The organism is Rhizobium sp. Leaf306 (assembly GCF_001423425.1).
Classification (GTDB): Bacteria; Pseudomonadota; Alphaproteobacteria; order Rhizobiales; family Rhizobiaceae; genus Neorhizobium; species Neorhizobium soli.
In genome coordinates, this window is sequence record NZ_LMNX01000003.1 from 887,974 (window position 1) to 905,870 (window position 17,897).

15 protein-coding genes are annotated in these 17,897 nt (G+C 61.1%); 9 read left to right on the forward strand and 6 right to left on the reverse strand.

Translation table 11 applies throughout. The features are described from left to right. The first annotated feature begins 18 nt into the window (after nt 1-18). Nucleotides 19-774 (forward strand): phosphatase PAP2 family protein, encoded by a 756-nt coding sequence (locus ASG19_RS17420; protein WP_062460072.1) that lies wholly within the window; start codon nt 19-21, stop codon nt 772-774. A 573-nt stretch (nt 775-1,347) separates the two neighbouring features. Here the strand turns inward: ASG19_RS17420 and ASG19_RS17425 are convergent. Then, nucleotides 1,348-2,370 carry a LacI family DNA-binding transcriptional regulator gene (locus tag ASG19_RS17425; RefSeq protein ID WP_062460074.1) on the reverse strand — a complete coding sequence of 341 codons (1,023 nt, stop codon included), beginning with the start codon at nt 2,368-2,370 and terminating at the stop codon, nt 1,348-1,350. A gap of 314 nt (nt 2,371-2,684) precedes the next feature. On the opposite strand from ASG19_RS17425, the gene ASG19_RS17430 reads away from it, so the two are divergent. From ASG19_RS17430 to treS, 8 genes are all read left to right on the forward strand, one after another. Further along, nucleotides 2,685-3,971: an extracellular solute-binding protein gene (locus tag ASG19_RS17430; protein WP_062460537.1), complete on the forward strand. Its 1,287-nt coding sequence runs from the start codon at nt 2,685-2,687 to the stop codon at nt 3,969-3,971. Nucleotides 3,972-4,182: 211 nt separating this feature from the next. Next, on the forward strand, nt 4,183-5,130 hold the full coding sequence (locus ASG19_RS17435; protein ID WP_062460076.1) for a sugar ABC transporter permease: 948 nt from the start codon (nt 4,183-4,185) through the stop codon (nt 5,128-5,130). After that, nucleotides 5,127-6,071, forward strand: a complete 945-nt coding sequence (locus tag ASG19_RS17440; protein ID WP_062460078.1) for a carbohydrate ABC transporter permease — start codon at nt 5,127-5,129, stop codon at nt 6,069-6,071. Before ASG19_RS17435 ends, ASG19_RS17440 begins: the two co-directional genes overlap by 4 nt. Further along, the gene (locus ASG19_RS17445; RefSeq protein WP_062460081.1) at nt 6,068-6,256 is read left to right on the forward strand and encodes a hypothetical protein; all 189 of its coding nucleotides are present in this window, start codon (nt 6,068-6,070) and stop codon (nt 6,254-6,256) included. The genes ASG19_RS17440 and ASG19_RS17445 overlap by 4 nt, the downstream gene beginning before the upstream one ends. A 3-nt stretch (nt 6,257-6,259) precedes the next feature. After that, a complete protein-coding gene (locus ASG19_RS17450) occupies nt 6,260-7,357 on the forward strand; it encodes an ABC transporter ATP-binding protein (RefSeq protein ID WP_062460083.1) in 1,098 nt (365 codons plus the stop codon). Further along, a complete protein-coding gene (locus ASG19_RS17455; protein ID WP_062460540.1) occupies nt 7,350-8,345 on the forward strand; it encodes an ABC transporter ATP-binding protein in 996 nt (331 codons plus the stop codon). The genes ASG19_RS17450 and ASG19_RS17455 overlap by 8 nt, the downstream gene beginning before the upstream one ends. Before the next feature lie 11 nt (nt 8,346-8,356). Next, nucleotides 8,357-10,009, forward strand: a complete 1,653-nt coding sequence (locus ASG19_RS17460) for a dihydroxyacetone kinase subunit DhaK (protein ID WP_062460085.1) — start codon at nt 8,357-8,359, stop codon at nt 10,007-10,009. Nucleotides 10,010-10,432: 423 nt separating this feature from the next. Continuing rightward, entirely contained in the window at nt 10,433-12,499 is a 2,067-nt protein-coding gene (treS, locus tag ASG19_RS17465; protein ID WP_062460087.1) for a maltose alpha-D-glucosyltransferase, read from the forward strand. A 210-nt stretch (nt 12,500-12,709) separates the two neighbouring features. Here the strand turns inward: treS and ugpC are convergent, their stop codons facing one another. From ugpC to ASG19_RS17490, 5 genes are all read right to left on the reverse strand, one after another. Beyond that, nucleotides 12,710-13,831 carry a sn-glycerol-3-phosphate ABC transporter ATP-binding protein UgpC gene (gene ugpC, locus ASG19_RS17470; RefSeq protein WP_062460089.1) on the reverse strand — a complete coding sequence of 374 codons (1,122 nt, stop codon included), beginning with the start codon at nt 13,829-13,831 and terminating at the stop codon, nt 12,710-12,712. Nucleotides 13,832-13,916: 85 nt separating this feature from the next. Beyond that, nucleotides 13,917-14,789, reverse strand: coding sequence for a carbohydrate ABC transporter permease (locus ASG19_RS17475; RefSeq protein WP_082476388.1), 873 nt, complete (start codon nt 14,787-14,789; stop codon nt 13,917-13,919). Beyond that, nucleotides 14,779-15,699: a sugar ABC transporter permease gene (locus ASG19_RS17480; RefSeq protein WP_062460094.1), complete on the reverse strand. Its 921-nt coding sequence runs from the start codon at nt 15,697-15,699 to the stop codon at nt 14,779-14,781. The genes ASG19_RS17475 and ASG19_RS17480 overlap by 11 nt, the downstream gene beginning before the upstream one ends. Before the next feature lie 76 nt (nt 15,700-15,775). Beyond that, nucleotides 15,776-16,495: a tyrosine-protein phosphatase gene (locus ASG19_RS17485; RefSeq protein ID WP_062460096.1), complete on the reverse strand. Its 720-nt coding sequence runs from the start codon at nt 16,493-16,495 to the stop codon at nt 15,776-15,778. Between the two features lie 89 nt (nt 16,496-16,584). Continuing rightward, nucleotides 16,585-17,883, reverse strand: a complete 1,299-nt coding sequence (locus ASG19_RS17490; protein WP_062460542.1) for an ABC transporter substrate-binding protein — start codon at nt 17,881-17,883, stop codon at nt 16,585-16,587. Nucleotides 17,884-17,897: the final 14 nt, after the last annotated feature.

Genomic DNA, 17,897 nt, shown 5'->3' on the forward strand with positions numbered 1-17,897 from the left:
CTCACATAGGAACCACCCATGGACGCAACTGATCTCAACCACGTTCAAAAAGCAAATCCGAAGACCGTTGAAGACGAAGCACACCGTTTGCTTCCAGAGGCGCTTATGCTTCTGGGTTTTGTATCGCTGATCTTTGCAACTGTGCCGGAAATCGACCTGATCGTCAGTCGTTATTTCTGGGATCCCATCGCGGGCTTCGCTTTCGAGGAAAACAGTTTCCTCATTGCGTTTCGTGACCTCAACAGGCTTCTGCCTTGGGTCGTGATCGGGTTTGCAATCGTGCTTTTGCTTGCAAGTCCTTTCCTCAGGAACCCGAAATACTCAGCCGCACCGCATAAGTTGTTATTCGTGCTGACGTTCTTTGCAGCAGGTCCGGGGCTGGGCGTTCAAGTCATCAAGATGCTGGTCGGGAGGGCGCGTCCAAGAGCACTCGACGAATTCGGCGGCAGTGCGATCTTTACCCCTCCGTGGCAGCTCACCGACCAATGCGTCAGGAATTGTTCCTTCATCTCGGGAGAGGCCGCAAGCGCCTTTGCGCTGCTCACACTTGTCGTGTTCGTCACCCCCAGACACCGGACAACTTATCTCGCAGCGGTCGGCATTGTCGCGGCAGCCTTCTCATTCAACCGAGTGATGTTCGGAGGCCACTTCCTCTCGGACGTGGTGATTGCCTGGAATGTGATGTTCGTTCTGGCCGTGCTCCTCTGGCAATCGTTTTCTCAAAACGCGCCTCAGATCGACGCACTATTTAAGAGAGATCCGTGCCGAACGTAAGTCTTCGTCGAGATCGCATCAGAGCGTGCGGCCCACCGTCGTCATGGCGCTGGATAAGGCCATCGCGACGTCATGCCTGAGAAACTCGTGGAGCGCTCTTTCGGATAAATAGACAACTTGGATGGGAGACCTGTCGGCAAGAAGGCTGGAGTCAGCCGGACGGACGGCTCAACAAGGTTCGCTCAAACAGATTCTCGACTGGAGCTAGATTAAGCCAAATTCGATCGTGCGCTGGCCTGATCGACTTCTTACAGATGGAGGTCCTCGATGTGATGGAGCAGCAGTTGGCCGCAGTTGCGCAGAACAATTCGTCGCCATGATCGCTGCCAGCAAAATCGACATAAAACACAAACTCGAAAAGAGATGTTTACCGGAAATTCGCAAGGTTCAGTGATTCCGGGTGCCGAGCGCACAGAGGCTCATAATTTGCCCCCTGAACACAATCAGATCCCACAATCAAACAATGGATCAAATCCAGTAAACTGTTGCAAGCACTCGTTTATTTGCTGCGCATCCGGCTGACCCAAAAGCCTCTGAAAAATTGCCCGCGGATTCGCCGGCCCTTCGTACGGCTCAAAGGTTTTCCTTGAGTAGAATTTCGATGCGGATCTTTTCCTGTGCGGCGAGCGGCTCGCGGGCATCCGAGCGGGCGCGCATGATGCGAATTGCACTGCGCACCGCATGGCCCGGATCCTGTGCGATCACGGCATCGATACGGTCGTCCCGGAGCGCCTGTTCGGTGAAGGGAGTTCGCTCGTGGACAACCACGGCAATGGTGCCGAGATCGACGTTTCCGGCAGCAGCCAGGATCGGCACGCGAGCCTCTGCGCTCAGCACGTAGATTCCGGAAACATCGCGATTGCCGGCCAACACGCGGGCCATCACCTGCTGGCTACGTGCCTCGTCGGCGTGGGTTTCGATGGACGGCAGACAGGTCAGATGCGGAAAGGCGCTGTTGATCACGTGGTCGAAGCCAAGGCGGCGCTGGATGCTGTCGAGCGACTGCATGGTTTCCGCGATCACCATGACCTTTCCCGGATGGGAACCCGCAAGCATGCCCATCAGCTTGCCCGCACTCGCACCCGCCGCAAAGTTGTCGATACCGACGAAATCAGCCTCTGGCAGCTTTTCCTGACCGGACAGGAATTGCACCACCTTGATGTTGCGCTGGAGAAGCCGCGCCATGGCGTCTCGCACCTGAGGCGATTCGGGCGCCATGACAGCCACGCCATCGACCTCCTCCTTGTCGAGGCTGGAGAGCAGCTTTGCCACGCCATGCGCATCGTCGATCCCGATCTGGCGGTAGGCAATCTCGGTGAGGTCGCCCTTGAGCGCATCGGTCAGCTCTTCAACGTGCCGCAGGAGCTCCTTGAGGTATAGATCGCCGCTTGCCGGAAGCAGGAAAAGAAAACGGTACACCTTGTTGCGGGCAAGGCTGACAGCCGCCGGATTTCGAACGAAGCCGATCCGCTCGATTGCGTCATTGACCAGCCGGGCGGCCTTCGGGCTCACATTCGGTCGTTCGTTCAAGACACGATCGACCGTTGCAAGGCTGACGCCTGCAGCCTCGGCCAGATCCTTCGCTGTTGGACGCATGACGACTTCCCATGATTTCCGCCTTCCAGAGCTTTCCTTCAAAACATCAGCAAACGCAAGAATTGATGTGCGCACCTCAAAAATCACTTGCTTTGAGGTGCGCACATCAATTAGCCTCCATCTGGGTTCGGGAGAGGCATCCATTACACCCCGTTCCGCTGGAGGAGGCCGGCCAGAGATTAGGGTCCGGAGCCGGCATTTGGCCCGCAAGGGCGTTTCGCCATCCGCAGGAGACCGGACGGCGCTGGGAGGATGACATGATGAAATCGCTTTACGTGAAAGGTCTGCTTACTGCCGGAACGGTCGCCTGTTCGATGGGTTTCGGCACTATGATGGCGCATGCCGACGAAAAAGAACTGACGCTCTGCTGGGCCGCATGGGACCCGGCAAACGCACTCGTCGAACTCAGCAAGGGCTTCGAGGCGTCGTCCGGCATCAAGATGAAATTCGAGTTCGTCCCGTGGCCGAACTTCGCCGACCGCATGCTCAACGAACTCAACTCGGGCGGAAAGCTCTGCGATCTGATGATCGGCGACAGCCAGTGGATCGGCGGCGCCGCCGAGAACGGTTGGTATGTGAAGCTCAACGAGTTCTTCGACAAGGAAGGCATCAAGATGGATGCCTTCGTTCCGGCAACCGTCACGGGTTATTCCGAATGGCCGAAGAACACCCCGAACTACTGGTCGCTGCCAGCCTTCGGGGACGTGGTCGGCTGGACCTACCGCAAGGACTGGTTCGAGCGGCCCGAAATTAAGACCGCCTTCAAGGAAAAGTTCGGTCGCGACCTGACGCCGCCCGCAACCTTCGACGAACTGAAGCAGGTCGCCGAATTCTTCCAGGGCCGCAAGATCGATGGCAAGACCGTCTACGGCGCCTCGATCTATACCGAACGTGGCTCTGAAGGCATCACGATGGGCGTGATGGACGTGCTCTACAGCTATGGCTTCAAGTACGAAAACCCGAAGAAGCCCTATGACATGAAAGGCTTCGTCGATTCCGCAGGCGCCGTGAAGGGTCTCGAATTCTACAAGTCGCTCTATGATTGCTGCGTCGCACCGGGCACATCCAACACCTACATGGGCGAAGGCATCGACGCCTACAAATCGGGCCAGGTCGCCATGCAGATGAACTTCGCCTTTACCTGGCCGGGGTTCGAGGCTGATCCGAATGTCGGGGGCGGAAAGACTGGTTATCTCGTCAATCCCGCAGGGCCCGGTGGCGAGAAGTTCGCCCAGCTCGGCGGCCAGGGCATTTCGGTCGTCGCCAATACAGACAACATGGACGGCGCACTGGGCTACATCAAATGGTTCGCCCAGAAGGATGTACAGGACAAATGGTGGTCCATGGGCGGCTTCTCGTGCCTTCGCGCCGTTGTCGAAGACCCGAACTTTACCAAGAGCCAGCCCTATGCACAGACCTTCCTCGACAGCATGGCGATCGTGAAGGACTTCTGGGCCGAGCCGTCCTATGCGACGCTGCTGCAGGCATCGCAGAAGCGGTTCCACGACTATGTCGTCGCTGGCAATGGCACCGCGAAGGAAGCTCTGGACGGGTTGATTGCCGACTGGACGGAAACGTTCGAGGACGAAGGCAAGCTCTGACACAAGAAGATCTTGGCTCCTGGATCTGATCCTGGCGCAGTGTCTCTAATCTTTCCCCCGGTAATGCCGGGGGAAAGCCAAAGCCAAGCGTTGCCGCCTGCACATCTTTAGAAACCCAGCCTGCCGGCACAACCCGAGCTTTGCCTTGTTGCCTCACCGGCCACGGCACCGCATGCGGTTGCCCTTTGGAAACGCCACACGGATCCGGACGATGACCGACACACCCGCAGACCGCCTCGCCCGTGCGACGCCACAACCGGTTGCCAGACGCATCCGGGGCTTAAGCGACAGGGCCATCGCCTGGATCTTCGTAGCACCCACGATCTTCCTGCTTCTGTCGGTCAACATATTTCCGCTGATCTGGACGATCCGCCTGTCCTTCACGAACTTTGCCGCGAACAAGCCGAACGCGGAGGTGAAATGGGTCGGATTGCGCAACTACACGCGCATCCTCACCGACGCCGACACCTGGGCGAACATGCAGACGACCGCCCATTTCCTCATCTGGACGATCACCTTCCAGGTGCTGATCGGCTTCTCCCTGGCATGGCTGATCAACCGCAAGTTCAAGGGCAACGACCTGGTGACGACGCTGATCGTCATCCCGATGATGCTCTCGCCCGCCGTGGTCGGCAACTTCTGGACCTTCCTCTACCAGCCGCAGATCGGCCTCGTGAACTACGCCGTCGAATTCCTGACCGGCATTCCCGCCGACAGCTTCTCGATGCTTGGCCCCGGCGGCTGGGCGCGCTGGGCGATCGTGATTGTCGACACCTGGATGTGGACGCCCTTCGTCATGCTGATCTGCCTCGCCGGGCTGCGCTCCATCCCCGATTACATCTATGAAGCAGCGGAAGTCGACCGCGCATCGAAGTGGCGGCAGTTCTGGACGATCACGCTGCCGATGGCACTGCCATTCCTGATGCTTGCAGTCCTGTTCCGCGGCATCGAGAACTTCCGGATGTTCGACCTCGTGGTCCTCCTTACCGGCGGCGGGCCGGGGGACGAGACGCTGCTCGCCTCGATCGACCTCAAGCGCGAGGCCTTCGAGAAATGGCGGACCGGCTATTCCAGCGCCTATGCAATTGTCCTGTTCGTCACGGTATTCGGCCTCGCCTCCATCTACGTGAAGGCCCTGAACAAGGTTAAGGAACGATGAGCGCCCATTCCGTCACCGAACCGTCGCCCGCCTCGAAGTGGATTGCCGGCATCCTGGTCGGACTTTATGCGGTGATCACGCTGATCCCGCTCATCTGGATCATTTCGACGAGCTTCAAGTCCGGCCCGGATTCGATCAGCTATCCGCCGAAGGTCGTCTTCGAGCCGACGCTTGAAGGCTACGTAAACCTCTTCACGACACAGTCGCGCCCCTCGGCGGAAGACCTCGCCAAACTGCCGGCACCCACCACGTGGTATGACAAGATCACACGGGAAAGGGGCATGATCATTTCGGGCCCGTCGCGCTTCGGGCAACGATTCCTGAACTCGGTCATCATCGGCTTTGGCTCGACATTCCTGTCGATCTTCCTCGGGACGCTGGCAGCCTTCGCCTTCAGCCGCTTCAAGGTGCCGCTCAAGGATGACCTCCTGTTCTTCATCCTGTCGACACGCATGATGCCGCCGATCGCCGTCGCAATCCCGATTTACCTGATGTTCCGTCAGTTGGGGCTTTCGGATACGCACCTCGGCATGATCCTGCTTTATACGGCGGTCAACCTGTCGCTGTCGGTCTGGCTGCTCAAGGGATTTATTGACGAAATCCCGCGCGAATACGAAGAAGCGGCACTAATCGATGGCTATACCCGCTTCCAGGCCTTCTACAAAGTCGTCCTGCCGCAGGCGGCAACAGGCATCGCCTCGACCGCGATCTTCTGCCTGATCTTCGCCTGGAACGAATATGCTTTCGCAGTCCTGTTGACGAGCGGCAATGCCCAGACGGCGCCCCCCTTCATCCCGACCATCCTGTCGGTTGGCGGCGGTATCGACTGGCCGGCCGTTGCGGCTGCAGCGACACTGTTCCTGCTGCCCGTGATCATCTTCACCGTGCTGCTGCGCAAGCATCTGCTGCGCGGCATCACCTTCGGAGCCGTGCGCAAATGATGAACTTCCTTGCCCGCCTGCGCCGGTTCCGGCGACCCGAATGGGAGATGTTCGCCTCGGCGCTGATCGCGCTCGGCGTGATCATGCTCATGCAGCCGCTTTCGCTGACACTCTTTACCTTCTCCTTTCCGGTGACGCTGATCGGAACCCTCATGTTCATCGTCGTCAGTCATTTTCCGGAGTAAGTCATGGCCCAGATTCGCGTTGAAAACCTGCGCAAGGACTTCGGTGCCTTCAATGCGGTGAAGTCGTCCAGCTTCACCGTCGAGGATGGAGAGTTCTTCATGCTGCTCGGCCCGTCCGGCTGCGGCAAGACGACGACGCTGCGGATGATGGCCGGCCTTGAACTGCCGACCAGTGGCGAGATCTATATCGGCGGCGAAGAGGTCGGCATGAAGCGCGCGAGCGAGCGCGACATCGCCTTCGTCTTTCAGATGTTTGCGCTTTATCCGCACATGAACGTGCGCAAGAACATCTCCTATCCCTTGGTCAGCCAGGGCATAGCGCGCTCGGAAGTCGATCGCCGCGTGGCGGAAGTCGTCCGTATCCTGCAGATTGAATCCATCCTCGACAAACCGGTCGGCGGGCTTTCGGGCGGCGACCGCCAGCGCGTCGCACTCGGCCGTGCGATCGTGCGCCAGCCGAAGGCCTTCTTCATGGATGAGCCCCTCGGGGCGCTCGATGCGGAGTTCCGTGAGCATATGGCGGAGGAGCTGCGCGCCCTGCATGACCGCATGGGGGCGACCACCGTTTATGTCACCCACGACCAGCTGGAAGCCATGCAGATGGGCGACAAGATTGTCGTCATGAACCATGGCGTGATCGAGCAATTCGGCAAGCCCCAGCAGATCTATGACTGGCCGGCAACCAAGTTCGTGGCGAAATTCATCGGCTCGCCGCCGATGTCGTTCCTGGAATTCGAAGGTGCGATCGACGACGGGGGCAACGCGGTGACGATCGGTGTATCCCGCATCGAGGTTCCAAAGTCCCGCGAAGGCCGCAAGGGTGCGCTCACGCTCGGCGTCAGGCCGGAACATGTCCACCTGTCGGACGAAGCCGGTCTTCGCGGACGGGTGGCAGCCGTCGAATATCTCGGCACCACACAGATCGTCACGATCGAGACGGCCCATGGCGAGATCAAGGCGCGGACGGCGTCGAGCGATGCCATCCGGACGGATGTTCCCGTCGGGCTTGAATTCGATCGCCGCTCACTCACCCTGTTTGATGCGAACAGCGGGATCGCACTGGTGTCCGAAGCCAATGAAGGAGTTCTCACCCGTGGCTGAAGTCGTCCTTTCCAGCATCCGCAAGTCGTTTGGCGCCACCCGCGCGCTCGACGACGTGGTGATGACCGTACCGGACGGCGCCTTCGTGGTGCTTCTCGGTCCGACCGGAGCCGGCAAGAGCACGCTGCTGCGCCTGGTCTCGGGCCTCGACACGCAGGACAGCGGCGACATCAGGATTGCCGGACAGTCCATGGCCGGGCTGACGCCGGCACAGCGCAATGTCGCCATGGTCTTCCAGCAATATTCCCTCTACCCGCACATGACCGTGCGGCAGAACCTCGAATTTCCGCTGAAATCGCCGCTGTTGCGCACGCCGCAGGCGGTGATCGACCAGAAGGTGAAGGCAATCGCCGAGGTCCTGCAGATCGCCCACAAGCTGGACAACCGGGCAACGGCCCTTTCGGGCGGCGAGATGCAGCGCGTGTCGATCGGCCGGGCGCTGGTCCGCAATCCGCAGATCTATCTCATGGATGAGCCGCTGAGCTCGCTCGATGCGAAACTCCGCGCCGACCTTCGGGTCGAACTGAAGAACATCCAGGCCCGGTCCGGCGCCACCTTCCTCTACGTGACGCATGACCAGATCGAGGCGATGACCATGGCAACCCATGTCGGCGTGCTCAAGGAAGGACGCCTCGTGCAGTTCGGTTCGCCGCGCGAGATCTACGAGGCGCCGGTCAGCATCTATGCCGCGACCCGGCTAGGCCAGCCGCGCATCAACGTGCTCCCCGCACACCTCTTCCCCGGAGCATCGGCGGGGGCCCATACGATCGGGCTTCGGCCCGAGCATATTCTCCAGGGAGAAGGGCAGGAAGCCAAGGTGGTCCGGGTGGAGCATCTCGGCGATCAGACGCGTCTTCATCTCATACTTGGGGAATATCCGATCATCACCGTCACCGATGCCCACACCGCCCTGAAGGGCGGCGACATCATCAAAATCCAGCCGCACCAGCCGATCTATTTCGATGCGGCCGGAATGCGTCTCGTCTAAGGGAGGGTCTCATGTCTCAATTCCTCAACAGCCGCGAAAATGCCGTTACCGAGGCGATCGACGGCATGCTCATGGCCTCGGCCGGAGCGCTGAGCCGCCTCGACGGCTATCCGCACATCCGCGTCGTGTTGCGATCCGACTGGGACAAGTCGAAGGTCGCGATTGTCTCGGGCGGCGGATCCGGCCATGAACCGGCCCATGCCGGTTTCGTCGGACGCGGCATGCTGACAGCCGCCGTCTGTGGTGATGTCTTCGCTTCGCCGAGCGTTGATGCCATCCTGACCGCAATTCTCGCCGTAACTGGGCCGCTCGGTTGCCTGCTGATCGTCAAGAACTATACAGGCGACCGGCTGAACTTCGGTCTTGCGGCTGAACGCGCCCGTGCATTCGGGCTGAATGTCGGCATGGTGATCGTGGACGATGACATCGCGCTCCCCGATCTGCCGCAGTCCCGCGGTGTGGCGGGCACGCTCTTCGTCCACAAGATCGCCGGTGCGATGGCGGAAAACGGCGCAAGTCTTGATGACGTCATCGACACTGCGCGGCGGGTGATCGCCAATACCCGCTCGATCGGCATTGCACTCGACACCTGTACCGTGCCGGGCTCGCCGAAGGAAAAACGCATTCCCGAAGGTCACGCCGAACTCGGCCTTGGCATCCACGGTGAGGCGGGTGTGGAGCAGATCGAGTATGACGGCGTGCGCGGCGCCGTGGCCGCCATGGTGGACCGGCTTGCGGCGGGCATGGAGGACAAGCCGCATGTCGTACTTGTCAACAATCTCGGCGGCACCTCCGTGCTGGAAATGGCCGTGGTCGTCAACGAACTGGTTCAATCGGCGATCGGCGCGCGCCTCTCGCATATCGTCGGGCCTGCTGCGATGATGACCTCGCTCGACATGCAGGGCTTTTCGATCTCCGTATTGCCGGCGGAAAAGGCCGATCTCGACTTGCTGGCCAAGCCGGTCGGCCTTGCAGCATGGCCAGGCGTGACGGCGATGCGACCCGTCAACGTCATCGCCCTGCCCGATGGACTGACCCCGATCGCGCCGCTTGCCTCGCAGCATCTGCCCACCCGTCAATTCCTCACAGAGTGCTGCAAGCTCCTGATCGAGGCGGAAAAACACCTTAACGCGCTCGATGCCAAATCCGGCGACGGTGACACCGGCTCGACCCTTGCAAGCGCCGCGCGTGCCCTGATCGAGGCCCTCGATCGGCTACCGCTTGCAGATCACACCCAGCTCTTTCGCGCCATGGGCCAGGAACTCAGCCAGACCATGGGCGGCTCTTCCGGCGTCTTGCTCGCCATCTTCTTTGCCGCGGCAGGCGATGGGGCCTCAAGTGGGCTTGGCATGCGCGACGCGCTCAAAGCCGGCCTTGCCCGCATGCAGGAAATCGGCGGCGCAGAGCTCGGCGACCGCACCATGGTCGATGCGCTCTCGCCTGCACTGGACGCCTATGACAAGGGTTTTGCAGCAGCGGCCAGTGCAGCCCGCGCCGGCGCCAACCTGACCGCAACCTATCTCAGCGCACGCGCAGGCCGGGCGGCTTACATAAATGCCCGGCAGCTCGAAGGTCACATCGATCCCGGCGCGGAGGCCGTCGCGCGTCTTTTCGAGTTTCTTTCCCTTCGAACGAGCAGGTCGGAGGGCAAACCCGCGGAGTGACGGCGGGGATCGGCGCGGCGGGAGCCATCCTGGGCGAGGTCCGCCGCAACGCAAAACACCCGCAGCTTAGAGCTAAGTGTGCTTTTTGATGATTTGGTTGCGGGGCCTGATGGCGCAGCGATCTGAAAACTCGACCGCCTTAAACCCAAAGGAACCGTCGACTCGGTACTTACGCGGTTTGCAGAGTGGGTGTGCCGGCAGCTCCGCTCTTTACTGGGCACCGCGAAACCTGGATTTGAGGATGTCGCGCTATCGGTGTTCGGACGCTTTGGGTGTGAGGAAAGCAAGAAGTCTGTTGGTAGAACCGACAACTCCGGGGTAAGTGAGGATGCAGTTTCCAATAGGCAGGCTCTTTTCGGGAGGCTTGCTACCTGCATCGGCCTGCAATAATCCCTGTACTCCCGCTCCGGCTTCGAGGCATTAATGACGCTACCAAGCAATGAATCAATCGAAGAGCTCGTCGCTTTGTCGATGTTGCAACAAGCACGTACATTTGCCGAGGCCTACGGCGGGCAGTCGCGCCTATGGCAGCGGCCCTATGCAGAGGCGCGGCCTCGTGTCGCTTCATCGATCGCATCGGTATGGATGACGGCCTATCCCCCTTCGGTAATCCCGTTGCCCGGCGAATCCGTTCTCAGGACCCTTGGCGACGCACATCTGTGGTCAGCCCTTTCGGCGATCGGCGTACGCGGTATTCACACGGGACCGATGAAACGTGCCGGCAGTATGAAAGACGGCGTCTACAGCCCGACGATCGACGGCAATTTCGACAGAATAAGCTTCGACATCGATCCGACTTTCGGCACGAACGAGGAATTCGTTGCCATCAGCCGCATGGCGGCGGCACACAACGCCATTGTCATTGACGATGTCATTCCTTCACACACGGGCAAGGGTCCGGATTTTCGGCTCGCCGAAATGAATCATTCGACCTACCCTGGTCTCTATCACATGGTCGAAATTCCAGAGGAAGAATGGCAGCGTCTTCCGGACGTGCCTGAGGGCCGGGAGGCGGTCAACCTGCCTGCCGATACCGTTGACTACCTGAGGGATCGTGGCTTGATTGTCGGCCAGCTCCAGCGGGTCATTTTCTTCGAGCCCGGCGTCAAAGAGACGGACTGGAGTGCGACCGGCCCTATTACCGGCGTCGACGGCAAGGAGCGCCGCTGGGTTTACCTGCACTACTTCAAGGAGGGGCAGCCGAGCCTGAACTGGCTGGATCCATCATTTGCCGCGCAACAGATGATCATCGGCGATGCGTTGCATTCGATCGACCAGATGGGCGCCCGTGGCCTGCGGTTGGACGCGAATGGATTTCTCGGCGTCGAGCGCCGAGTGGAGGGGCCGGCATGGTCGGAAAGCCATCCGCTTTCCGTGACGGGCAACGCACTGCTCGCTGGCATGATCCGCAAGGCCGGCGGGTTTTCGTTTCAGGAGCTTAACCTGACGATCGATGATATTGCCGCGATGTCAAAGGGTGGAGCGGATCTGTCCTACGATTTCATCACGCGCCCGGCCTATCATCACGCGCTGTTGACAGGCAATACCGAGTTCTTGCGCATGATGCTGCGGATGGTCCATGAATTTGGCATCGATCCTGCGTCGCTTATTCATGCGCTCCAGAATCACGATGAACTGACGACGGAACTCGTGCATTTCTGGACATTGCATGCAGACGATATTTACACCTTTGCCGGCCAGACCTGGCAGGGGCGTACGCTGCGCATGCATATTCGCGACGTAATACGCGAGCGCCTTTCGGGACCCAACGCCCCCTATAACCTTCCCTTTGTCACCAACGGCATCGCCTGCACGACAGCGAGCGTCATTGCCGCAGCCCTCGACATTGCCGACCTGGAAAGCATCGATGACGAGACGACAAAGCTGATCCAGAAAATTCACCTTCTGCTGGTGATGTACAACGCTTTTCAGCCGGGCGTATTCGCGCTTTCCGGATGGGATCTGGTCGGCGCTTTGCCATTAACGCCGGCTCAGGTGCAGCACCTGATGGCCGACGGCGACACCCGCTGGATCGAACGCGGCGCCTATGATCTGACGGGTCAGAACTCTGGCGAGGAGTTTTCCGCCGACGGCATGCCGCGTGCCCGCGCCCTATACGGCCCGATCAGCGAGCAGCTCGCGCAGCCGGACTCGTTTGCCTCGCAGCTCAAACGCCTGCTGGCCGTTCGGGAAGCTTATGGGATCGCGGCCAGTCGACAAGTCTCGATACCTGATACCACCGCCCCAGGTTTGCTCATCATGGTCCACGAACTTCCGGATCTACGAGGCACGCAGGTGACCGCCCTGAATTTCAGCTCCTCGGCGATCTCCGAAGTCGTGATCTTGCAGAACGTCAGGCCAGGACCTGTCGTCGACATGATTGCGGAGTCAATCGAAGGCGACCTTACAGAAGATGGCGCATTGACTATCAATCTGGAGCCCTACGAGGGTCTATCCCTCAGAGTTGTTGGAACGCTCCCGACGCTCTAAATGTCACGCGTATATCTCTGCAAATAGCCGCGCTTGTGCGTTCGCTTGCGGGTCTACGACCCGCTTGCGGACGTGATACATGACGGGATTTTACACGCCTTGGCCGGCGGTGATCCAACGATACGGGATCTCTGACGCCTTCACCTGCTGTCGAGTGGCAACCAATCGCAGGACCAAGCGGGCGACATTGAGCTGCCTCCATGCGTCACATCACATGGACGGCGCGAAAGCGCTCGGGATGCTGCTCCTGGCGGCATGGACCGGCACGTCGATGCGCTGTCCTGTGATCCGGTCGTAGAGGTGCAGTGCCTCTGGCGGCAGGGTCAGCCAGACGGGCCGGCCTTCCAGTTGCTGGTCGCCGGGTGGCAGGGTCGCTGCGATCTCCCGGTCGCCAAGGGTGCAATAGGCGACACGCGAGCCACCCAGTTCCTCGACAAAGTCGACCGTCGCCGGAAGGCCGGCTCCGGCAGTTTCACTCAGCAGGAGGTTTTCCGGCCTGACGCCGACGGTGACCGGAGTTCCTTCCGCAAGGCTTGTCCGGCCGATGCCGACCCCGCCAGTTGGCGCATCGATGACGAGAGCGCCGCCGGCCCCGATGGCGGCCGGGAAAAGGTTCATGGCCGGCGCCCCCATGAACCCGGCGACGAAGACCGAGGCCGGCTTTCGGTAGACCTCGGCGGGCGATCCGATCTGCTCGACGCGACCGGCATTCATCACGATCAGCGTGTCGGCAAGCGTCATCGCTTCGACCTGATCATGCGTCACGAACACCGACGTCGCCTTGAGGCGCCGGTGCAGCTTCTTGATCTCGATGCGCATCTGGACGCGCAGCAGTGCATCGAGATTGGACAGCGGTTCGTCGAACAGAAAGACGTCGGGTTCGCGCACCATCGCGCGGCCCATGGCCACGCGTTGCCGCTGCCCGCCGGAGAGCTGCGCCGGGCGCCGGTCGAGATACTCCGTCAGGTTCAGGATCTTCGCCACAGCCTCGACCTTGCTGTCGCGCTCGGCCCGCGGCAGCTTGGCGATCCGAAGCGGATAGGCGATGTTCTGGCGCACGGTCATGTGCGGATAGAGTGCATAGTTCTGGAACACCATGGCACAGCCACGATCGGCCGGCTCGATGTCGTTCATCACCGTTTCACCGATGGAAATCGTGCCTGACGTGACCTCCTCCAGTCCCGCGATCATACGCAGGAGGGTCGACTTGCCGCAGCCCGACGGACCGACGATGACGACGAAATGGCCATCGGGGATGGTGATATCGACGCCATGCAGGACCGGCTTGCCGTCGTAGGATTTTTTCAGGTTTGAGAGTGTCAGATCAGCCATCAGATGTCTCCCGGACGACGGTTGTGCAGGTGTGCGAGGGTGGACGTGTCGCGGCCGATGCCTGCGAGATTGGGCCTGCCGCGCATCAGCGGATACCGGATTTCATGAAGGACTGGACGACCTGGCGCTGCAGGACGACGTAAATGACGAGGACCGGCAGGCTTGCGAGCGTCGAGGCGGCCATCAGTGGTCCCCACTGGTTGCCCTCGGCCGTCATGAACATCTGGATGCCGATCTGGATGACGGAATTTTCGGCCGTGCGGCTGAGCAGCAGTGGCCAGAAATACTCGTTCCAGGTCGAGATGAAGATGAGGATGGCAAGCGAGGCGATCGTGCCGCGCAGATTGGGCACCATCACCTCCCAGAGAATCCGCCAGTTGCGTGCGCCGTCCATACGCGCCGCCTCGATGACTTCCCGGGGGAAGCTGCGCATTGCCTGGGCAAGAAGCAGGATGGCAAGTGCCGAGACAAGGTTCGGCAGGATCAGCGCCACGATGCTATCGAGCAGACCCATCTGGGCAATCAGCAGATAGTTCGGGATCATCACCACCTGAAAGGGTACCAGCCAGGTCAGCGCCACGGCGCTATACACCAGCTTGTCGAGCGCGAATGTCCAGCGGGCGAAGGCGAAGGCGGCAAGAAGCCCGGTCAGAAGCTGAAAGGCCGTGGAGACGACGGAAAAGACCAGCGTGTTGACCAGCATGCGGCCGATCGGGATGGCCTCCAGAGCCTGCCGGTAATTGTCGAGCGACATGCTCGTCGGCCATAGGCTCGTCTCGAACATGGCATTGGCGGGACGCAGCGAACTCGCCAGCATCCAGTAGACCGGGAAAAGGCACAGGATCGACAGGAGGACCATGAGAACATGACCAGCCGCGGTGTCGAGGCCGGATTTGTCCGAGATGCGGCGAAGCGGGCGCGCCATCGGGCGGGGCGCGCGCAGGACGTCAGTTGTCATGGAAGGTATACCTGTCGATCAGGCGGAAGAGCACAAAGGCCACTGCGCCGAAGCCGAGGAAAAGGATGACGGCCGCAGCCGAGCCCCAGCCCACCGACATGGTGGAGAAGCCGAAATCCCAAAGGAGATAGTAGATGTTGGAGGTGGAGCCGAGCGGGCCGCCGCCTGTCAGCACGTTGATATAGGTGAAACTCCACTGCGCGCCGAGCAGGATCGTCATGACGACCAGGAACAGAGCCGTGGAACTGAGGAGCGGCAGGCGGATGTCGCGGATGATCTCCCATTTGCTGGCGCCGTCCATGCGGGCGGCCTCCACCAGGGAGGGGTTGATGTTGGCATTGGCGGCAGACAGGATCAGCGTCGAAAACCCGATCAGCTTCCAGCCGGTGATCAGGATGACGGTCCAGATCGCGGTGTTGGGATCGGAGAGGAACTTCACGGGCTTGAAGCCGATGCCCTGGAGCATCTGGTTGACCAGGCCGTAGCCGGGATCGAGCAGCCAGCGCCAGACGGCGGCGGCCACCACCGGCGCGATGATCATCGGCACGAAGATGATGGCGCGGTAGATGTTGCGCGAGCGCTCGGGAAGGTCATGAGTATAGATGGCGATCGCCAGCGGGATCAGCACGGCCAGCGGCAAAATGCCGAAAATGTAGATCCCGGTATTGCGCAGCGACTGCCAGAATTTGGGCAGGGCAAAGATGCGCGTGTAGTTGTTCCAGCCGACATAGATCTGTGGCGAATTGGGCAGCATGTTCCACTGGTAGAAGCTCAGACGCAGCGCATCGACCAGCGGCCAGTAGATCCAAACCACAAGCAGGATAAGGGCCGGAGACAGGTAGAGCCAGGGTGCCCAGCGCGACTGGGTCATCCGTCTGCGGCGGGTCGGTGCTTGTGCGGCCAGGGCCATTCTACGCTCCAGTGGGTTTGAAAGGCGTTGGCCTTTTCCGTCGGTCCGGTCGTGGCAAAAGCGCGCGACGGGTGTGTTACGCGCACAGACGGTCCGTCAGCGCGTCGATCTCTGCTGCGTTAAGACCGATACGTTCGAGATAGGCCGCGATCCCGCCATGCGCCGCATCGAGACAGTCAAGGAAGGCCTCCATCGTCGCGGCGTCACTGGCGAGCATCCGCTCCACATGGTCGGCATCGATGCCTGCGGCAAGCGAACGGGCGCGAAGCTGCGCGATCAGGCCCTCGGCGGAGGCCGTGAGCGCATAGTCGGCAACGATGTCGGCATGTGAGACGCCGGCGGTGGCCAGAAGCATGGCAGCGACGACGCCGGTGCGGTCCTTGCCGGCCGTGCAGTGGAACAGCACCATCCCCGGCCGGGCTTGCCCGATGGCGCGAAAGACCGTGGCGAACTGCGCGCCACAATGATCCAGCGCGCTGCAATAGCGCTCCGCCATGTCGAAGGGCTGCCGCACCATTGCGATCGGCGCCAGCGCGTCGAAGAGCACGATATTGCGGTAGGACACCGTCTCGTGGCCGATGAAGGGATGGTCTGTGACCGCAGTCTCGTGCGGCCCGCGCAGGTCGATGACGAGCGAGAGATCATCGGCGACAAGCGTCGCCAGGCTCTCGCCATTGAGCGGGTGCAGTGCTTCCCCGCGCAGGATCCGGCGCCATTGCGTGGTGCCGCCGGCCTGCCGATTGTAGCCGCCGAGGTCGCGGATGTTGTGGGTGTCGGGCAGCGTCCAGTGACGCATGGTGGCCTCCTGCTGTGCTTCGGTCTGTTCGTCTTGGTACAAATGGGGGCGCGCGTCGTCGCGGATGCAACGCCCCCACTCGCGCGTGCTCAGGGCATCAGCGCCTGAGCATTGGCCTGCGCCTCAGACAGGGCCTTCACCACGTCATTGGGACCGAGCACCGCCTCCGAGACGGCTTCCTTCATCATCGCTTCGGCCTGGCGATAGTTCGGGCCGGGGAAGGCGACATTGGGGGTAAGGCGCGACAGCTGTTCGAGGTTCGGACGGATCAGCGGGTGCGTCGCTGTCCAGGGGCCGAGCAGCTTCGGATCGTCGACGATGTTGAGGCGAAGCGGCAGATAGCCGATCTTCGAGGTGATGATTGTGTAGCCGTAGTCGGAGGTGAGGAACTTCATCAACTCGTAGGCGGCGCGCTGCTTAACCGGATCCTGCGAGAAGGCATAGAGCGCCGAGCCCGAATTGGTGGGCGCGGTCGGCTTGGTCCCGAAGGCCGGCATGCCGGTCACCCGCAGTTCCCACTTGCCGTCGGCGGATTTGGACAGGGAGTTCTGCAGGGCGCTGGTGTAGAGATACATGCCCAGCCGGCCGGCGGCAAAAGCCTCCTGCGGATTGGCCGGGTCGAGGCGGGCATGGGCGCCGCTGTCGACCATGTCGCGCAGCATCTGCACCGCTTCAATGCCATTCTTGTCGGCGAAGGTCAGCGTGTTGCCATCGCGGACCTTGCCGCCATTCGACATCAGGATCGCCTGATAGACGAAGGTGCCGTCTGTCGGGCCGTAGGCGCCGGGAAAGAAGCCGTCCACGCCGGTCTTGGCGACGATGGCTTCGGCTGCCGTCTTCACCTCGGCCCAGGTCTTGGGTGGCGTCTCGGGATCGAGGCCGGCTTTGCGGAAGAGATCAGCGTTGTAGTAGAGGATCGGCGTCGAGAACGTATAGGCAAGCCCATAGGTCTTGCCGTTGATCTTGCCGAGGTCGACGCCACGCGGGATCAGTCCGTCGGTAAGGGCCGCATATCCCTTTGGGCCCGCCAAGTCCTCAAGCGGCTGTGCACCCAGATCCGAGGCAAGATAGATGAGGTCGCGAAACACCAGCTGGGCAACGTCGGGCTGCATGCCGGCGGCCATATCGGCCTGCAGGCGCGTGATGATGTCGTTGGAGGGAACTCCGACAGTCTTCACCTTGATCAGCGGGTTTTCCTGCTCGAACTTGGCGATCATCTCGCGGGTGGCGTCCGCACCGGCGCTCGCCGTGGCGAGGTTGTAGTTGTAGAAAGTGATGGTTACCGGCTTGGTAATCTCGGCAGCCATTTCGGCATGCGCGGCGCCGGTTGTTCCGGCGGCACCGAGGACTGCGGCGACCGCAAGGCCGAGGAAGGTGCGTTTTCTCATCGCGGGAAGCTCCT

Coding starts and splice junctions, on each gene's coding strand:
- ASG19_RS17480 (WP_062460094.1), bottom strand. CDS start 15,699: ATGGCCCTGGCCGCACAAGCACCGACCCGCCGCAGACGGATGACCCAG.
- ASG19_RS17420 (WP_062460072.1), top strand. CDS start 19: ATGGACGCAACTGATCTCAACCACGTTCAAAAAGCAAATCCGAAGACC.
- ASG19_RS17445 (WP_062460081.1), top strand. CDS start 6,068: ATGATGAACTTCCTTGCCCGCCTGCGCCGGTTCCGGCGACCCGAATGG.
- ASG19_RS17435 (WP_062460076.1), top strand. CDS start 4,183: ATGACCGACACACCCGCAGACCGCCTCGCCCGTGCGACGCCACAACCG.
- ASG19_RS17490 (WP_062460542.1), bottom strand. CDS start 17,883: ATGAGAAAACGCACCTTCCTCGGCCTTGCGGTCGCCGCAGTCCTCGGT.
- ASG19_RS17440 (WP_062460078.1), top strand. CDS start 5,127: ATGAGCGCCCATTCCGTCACCGAACCGTCGCCCGCCTCGAAGTGGATT.
- ASG19_RS17485 (WP_062460096.1), bottom strand. CDS start 16,495: ATGCGTCACTGGACGCTGCCCGACACCCACAACATCCGCGACCTCGGC.
- ASG19_RS17430 (WP_062460537.1), top strand. CDS start 2,685: ATGGGTTTCGGCACTATGATGGCGCATGCCGACGAAAAAGAACTGACG.
- ASG19_RS17460 (WP_062460085.1), top strand. CDS start 8,357: ATGTCTCAATTCCTCAACAGCCGCGAAAATGCCGTTACCGAGGCGATC.
- ugpC (WP_062460089.1), bottom strand. CDS start 13,831: ATGGCTGATCTGACACTCTCAAACCTGAAAAAATCCTACGACGGCAAG.
- ASG19_RS17450 (WP_062460083.1), top strand. CDS start 6,260: ATGGCCCAGATTCGCGTTGAAAACCTGCGCAAGGACTTCGGTGCCTTC.
- ASG19_RS17475 (WP_082476388.1), bottom strand. CDS start 14,789: ATGACAACTGACGTCCTGCGCGCGCCCCGCCCGATGGCGCGCCCGCTT.
- ASG19_RS17425 (WP_062460074.1), bottom strand. CDS start 2,370: ATGCGTCCAACAGCGAAGGATCTGGCCGAGGCTGCAGGCGTCAGCCTT.
- treS (WP_062460087.1), top strand. CDS start 10,433: ATGACGCTACCAAGCAATGAATCAATCGAAGAGCTCGTCGCTTTGTCG.